5 protein-coding genes are annotated in these 4,922 nt (G+C 57.9%); 3 read left to right on the forward strand and 2 right to left on the reverse strand.

The window, feature by feature from the left end; all coding sequences use genetic code 11:
* Window positions 1–343: 343 nt before the first annotated feature.
* Genes H1Y01_RS14480 through H1Y01_RS14490 form a run of 3 tightly spaced genes read left to right on the forward strand, consistent with a single transcriptional unit; the run spans window position 344 to window position 2,869 of the window.
* Window positions 344–1,432, forward strand: coding sequence for a hypothetical protein (locus tag H1Y01_RS14480; RefSeq protein WP_180541225.1), 1,089 nt, complete (start codon window positions 344–346; stop codon window positions 1,430–1,432).
* 17 nt (window positions 1,433–1,449) lie between these two features.
* Entirely contained in the window at window positions 1,450–2,235 is a 786-nt protein-coding gene (locus H1Y01_RS14485; protein WP_180541226.1) for an alpha/beta fold hydrolase, read from the forward strand.
* 4 nt (window positions 2,236–2,239) lie between these two features.
* The gene (locus H1Y01_RS14490) at window positions 2,240–2,869 is read left to right on the forward strand and encodes a TMEM175 family protein (RefSeq protein ID WP_180541227.1); all 630 of its coding nucleotides are present in this window, start codon (window positions 2,240–2,242) and stop codon (window positions 2,867–2,869) included.
* Here H1Y01_RS14490 and H1Y01_RS14495 read toward each other — a convergent pair.
* Both H1Y01_RS14495 and H1Y01_RS14500 read right to left on the reverse strand, forming a co-directional pair.
* A complete protein-coding gene (locus tag H1Y01_RS14495; RefSeq protein WP_180541228.1) occupies window positions 2,866–3,285 on the reverse strand; it encodes an SRPBCC family protein in 420 nt (139 codons plus the stop codon). The two genes, H1Y01_RS14490 and H1Y01_RS14495, sit on opposite strands and share 4 nt — an antisense overlap.
* Before the next feature lie 231 nt (window positions 3,286–3,516).
* Window positions 3,517–4,554 (reverse strand): hypothetical protein, encoded by a 1,038-nt coding sequence (locus H1Y01_RS14500; RefSeq protein ID WP_180541229.1) that lies wholly within the window; start codon window positions 4,552–4,554, stop codon window positions 3,517–3,519.
* Window positions 4,555–4,922: the final 368 nt, after the last annotated feature.

Consider the following 4,922-nt stretch of genomic DNA (forward strand, 5'->3'; position numbering starts at 1 on the left):
CTGGCGAGTCTGCGAATACTAAGTCAGCGTCCGCTGGAGATACTCAGGCAGGAACAATAGAAGTAACTTCAACTTCGCCACGGGATTCGCCTTCCAGATTAGCAGCCCGTGAGCGACCGCTCCGTTACCGTCGCGGCTCAGTAACGTCGAGTCCCTCCGGTTCACAACCAAGGATGAACGGGACCGTACAGCCCCACTCCGAGCCCGACCGAAAGGGAGGGTCTTCCGCTGGCAGCCGCGTTGACCCTAGCCGGGAGGACATTTTAGAGGAAGTTTGTCGATTCCTACCGCGTCTCCCTGTCCCACGCTCCATAGACTCGCGGCCGAGGCGATAATCGTAGTAGTGGACCAGCACCTCCCCTTATCCGCCTTACTGTCGCAAACCCTCGTCGCCTTCATTATCGAGGCGGACAACGAGTTTGAACATCGAATGCATCATCGCACGACCCTTCAAAAATCGACAACCGAACAACTCCGCGGTCCCTGGCTAACTTCACTCGCTATGTGGTCGAACTGTCTGCGCTATGTAGGTGAAGAAGGGGTGCCCGTCCAGTGTTTACCGCAGCTCGCGCGCACCGAAACGAATATGCATGGTATGCAACGGTGGGGCTGGATCCGGGTAGGTTCCGATCGGATGATCCGCCCGACTCGCGCCGCTTTGCGCGCTCGCGAAATCTGGCCTTCCGTACTCGATGACGTCGACGAACGCTGGCGGCAGCGGTTCGGCAATGCTGCAGTCGAGAACCTTAGCGCAAGTCTATCGGAATTGGCTGGGCGGCTCGATCCCGGTTTGCCCGATTGTCTGCCCATTCTGGGGTATGGGCTGGTGACGCGGCTACCGGCACGCAAGAACCGGCCGGTGAAGGACTGCGGCGCTGTGAATCCCGAAGTTACTCTGGCGGCGCTACTGTCGAAAGCCCTGGTGACGTTCGCGCTGGAGTTTGAAAGTAAGTCGCAAATCTCTCTGGCGATCACAGCCAATGTACTACGGCTAACCCGCCCCGACGGCGTGCGCGTTCGCGACCTGCCTGCTTTATCCGGAATCGCGAAGCCAGGTATCGCCGTTGCGATCAGTTTCTTAACCAAACGCGGTTATGCCACAGTAAAGCCGCAATCGCCAGGCAGCCGCGTAAACCTGCTGTCGCTGAATGCGAAAGGCGAGGAAGCCCGGGATTTGTACCAACCGCTCGTTCAACAGATTGAAGATCGCTGGCGCGAAACGTTCGCCGCGGCGACAATCGCGGAGCTGCGGCAATCACTCGAACGATGCGTCGGCGATCCTTCGGCCTCGCCTCTCTTCGGCGGATTGGTACCTTACCCCGACGGATGGCGCGCGGCGGATTACCTAAAAGCGAAGCAGACCGGCAAGGCCCTCTTATTGCCACAGTATCCAATGGTCTCGCACCGCGGCGGATTTCCGGACGGCAGTTGATCTAGACTTGTGTCGACATGGACAGGCATTCCTTTTCACACAATGGCTTGACGTTTTCTTATCTCGATGCCGGGGGCGAGGCGTCTCCGGTAATCGCACTGCACGCTCATTGGATGGAAGGGCTGACTTTCCGCAGGCTAGCGGAGGCGCTGGCCCCCGGTTGGCGCGTGATCGCACCGGATCAGCGCGGACACGGACATTCGGACCATGCCGAGACTTACTCGCGCGAAGATTACCTGGGAGACCTAGAGGCGCTGTTTGACCACGTCGGAGTGAAGATGGCTGTCCTTCTGGGTAACTCTCTGGGCGGCGTTAACGCGTATCAGTTTGCGGCAAGACACCCCGAGCAGGTTCGTGCTCTTATCATCGAAGATGTCGGCGTTGATATTGCGGGCGATCTTTCGTTTTGTCTCCCGTGGGCCGGGACTTTCGCGAATCGTGCGGCCTTGAAAGAGCGGATTGGTTCGCGCTTGTGGCCGTACCTTGAAGACTCCGTGCGGCACACCTCGCAGGGTTGGCGGCTGGCTTTCAATCCCCACGACATGGTTGCCTCCGAAGCGGCCATGAGCGGCGATCATTGGGCGGATTGGCTCGCCAGCAGCTGTCCGGCATTAGTCATCCGCGGATCTGAAAGCCGCGTGACCACCGCGGAACACTTAGCGGAGATGGCCGCCCGCCGCCCGAACACACAGATGCGGACACTCCGCGGCGGACATGTTGTCCATTTCGATGACCCTTCGGGATTTGCCGCGGTCGTGCAGTTCTTCCTGGAGTCGCTCCATTCCGTTGGACGCCGGAGATGATCCAATGGGCGTAGGTCGCCTATCACTCGGTAAGTCGCGTATTGAAGCTCTAAGCGACGGCGTGTTCTCTATCGCAATGACTTTGCTCGTACTCAAACTGGAAGTTCCCGAGGTGATGCATCATTCCTCCAACCAGGCGATGCTGCAGCAGTTACTCGCGCTCACGCCGGCTTTCCTAACCTATGCGGTAACCTTCCTGATCGCGGGTGGATTCTGGTATGTCCATCATCTGACGTTTCATCTAATCCGGAGTGTCGACGGGCTCTTGGTATGGATTAACCTGCTGTTCCTGATGTTCGTCGCGCTGCTCCCGTTCTCCGCCGGGTTAATGAGCCACTTACTGGTCCATCCAGTCTCTCAGTTGTTCTATTACGGCAATCAACTCGCAATCGCCGCCTTGCTAAGTGTTCATTGGAAATATGCCCGATCCCGGAACCTCATTGGCGACTCCAGAGAAACTTTAGGCTTGACTCAGATCACGTCAGCCGCGACCGCTGGATTCGCGGCCTGCCTGATCATCGCTATTTTCTTACCTGGATACAGTTGGATGCCGCTGCCCATTATCGTTTGCGGGTGGCTGATTGTGAGTTTGTTGAAGAGACGCCGTCACTCTCGCCCGTTTGACAATATCTAACTCGCCAGTTTGTTCAACGGTTCCCAGTAGTGCGAGCGCCATCCGGATTTCAGGGTATCGAAGTCACCCTCCGGGAAGCCGGTATGATCCAGAGCGATCAGGGTTCCTGAACCTTGCGGCTTTAGTTCAAACCTGACAATCGAGTAAATGCCGGGCGGCCAATGGGCAGGGCGCCACGCCTGCACGACACGCTGCGCGGGAATCAACTCAATGTTGCGTCCCACGATCTGCCCCTTGAACATGCTGAACGCGCCGCCTGCTTTGGGATCGATCTCGGCGGGCAGGCCGGTACAGGCCGCGAACTGTTTTTCGTCGAGCAGCACTTCATATACGCGCGCCGGACTCAACTTGACGTCCATATCCAGGTGCAGGGAGGTGCGCTTTTTGTTGGCCCCGGTGCCCGGTCGCTCTTGCATAGTTTCCGGCGCGTCCTCGGGCCAGGCTATACCTACGGAACCCAACGCGAATGCCATCCCGCTGATCAAGCGGCGGCGGGTCGGCGCGGCAACACGCGACGCGCGGTTGTTTATTTGGTTCAATGGCGTCCTCCCTAGCCGGGGGAGTATATCAAAGCGTATACGCCCGTTTTTAACCGTACGAGGGTCCCGTGAAGGATCGCCTGCGGTTCGATTGCTTAGAGAGGATCATTAGGGTGTACTCTTGACCGGGCTTAGGGTAGTCGCTGACGAGTAGGCGTCGGGTAAATCCAGCGGAACCATGAGCCAGTCGAACTGAATAACATGCTTACCTTTGGCTACTAAGACGATGCTGCCATCGGACTGCTTGCCGGCAATCGGGTCGTACTGCAAATCGTGTCCCCAGTTGATAGGCGTCCAGGTTTTGGAGGTGCGTTTCAGGTAATAGGGATTGCCGCCCCACAAAGCAACGATAATTCCGCCTTCGGTTAGTTGCAGCTCAAAGTTTACGTACGGGCTTTTGGCTCCGCTACCGGTAATGGGCGGAACAATGAACTTATCGAGTAATTTGCCGTCGTAACCGATCTCGATATAGGTCCTTTCAAGTCCCAGGAAGACCGATAGGCGGTCTTTACCGCAGAAGAGTTGGTTCTGCGAGGGAGCCGTCATCTTACGAAGGCCGTAATCACCGCTGCGCATGATCCCGCCAAGCTGTTGGCCGTCTTGCGCGAAATGGCGGATCATGGGCCATTCCGGTTCCCTGTCGCCTTTCCGCCAGTCGCTGAAGGCCCATACCTCGCCATTGGCATCGGCACAAAACGACTGAGGATTGAAACGCTCCGGACGGGCTGTCCCGGTTAGCCTGCCTTTCTCATCAAAAAAGGCGATGATCGGCGCCGGGGACGAAGAATCGGCTGGGAGGACGTGGACTACGAGCGCTATTTTCCCCTTGTTGTCTAGAACAGCGCTTCCAGCGAAGAGCGCCGAGTTGGTTTCAGGCAACTCGAAGTTGAGCTTGCGGAGGAGCTTTCCGTCGGAATCGAAAACGGTGACCTGGTCATGACGAGCAGGAGAACTGGCACGGCTACCGGCGACGAGGAAGCCGTGCTGCCAACTCAATCGGAGCGGATAGCCGTCATAATCAGCGAGCGCGTCGGCGTCGATTTGGACGGAGGACTTCGGATCAATCTTGGCCGTGGGTCGGGGGAGTTCGGCGGAGCGTGCCGTAACCGCTGCGATGAGGCCGAAGGCGAGCACGGCAGACTTCATAGCGTTAGGCTTTCGAGTGGATGAGATGAATAAAGTCTAATCGATCTCGGAATTTTCCGGAAACGCACCGCCGGCCGGAGTCAGGCTAGGCGGTGTGGTCGAAGGATGCTTTCGGTTCGCGCAGTGGTGTCGCGAATCGTCGCGACACGACAGAGAAAACCCCGTGCGCCAGGGCTTAGGAAATCGTGAGTTGTGCGCCATTCGGCGATGCGGAATCAAAGTGAAACCGTATTTTCGGCGCGGCGGCGTCTTCTAAGACGCGCGTCATTGAGAACGGCGCGCCCGATTTCGGTCAGCCGGTAAGAGGGTGGGCGTCCGGAAGCCAGACCTGCTCTCAACTTGCGCGCAACCCGGTACACATAACCCCG

The sequence above is a fragment of the Nevskia soli genome (assembly GCF_903970205.1).
Classification (GTDB): domain Bacteria; phylum Acidobacteriota; class Terriglobia; order Bryobacterales; family Bryobacteraceae; genus Bog-113.

Excerpts from the sequence above, each read along its gene's own strand:
- H1Y01_RS14485 (WP_180541226.1), top strand. The coding sequence starts at position 1,450 with ATGGACAGGCATTCCTTTTCACACAATGGCTTGACGTTTTCTTATCTC.
- H1Y01_RS14490 (WP_180541227.1), top strand. The coding sequence starts at position 2,240 with ATGGGCGTAGGTCGCCTATCACTCGGTAAGTCGCGTATTGAAGCTCTA.
- H1Y01_RS14495 (WP_180541228.1), bottom strand. The coding sequence starts at position 3,285 with ATGCAAGAGCGACCGGGCACCGGGGCCAACAAAAAGCGCACCTCCCTG.
- H1Y01_RS14500 (WP_180541229.1), bottom strand. The coding sequence starts at position 4,554 with ATGAAGTCTGCCGTGCTCGCCTTCGGCCTCATCGCAGCGGTTACGGCA.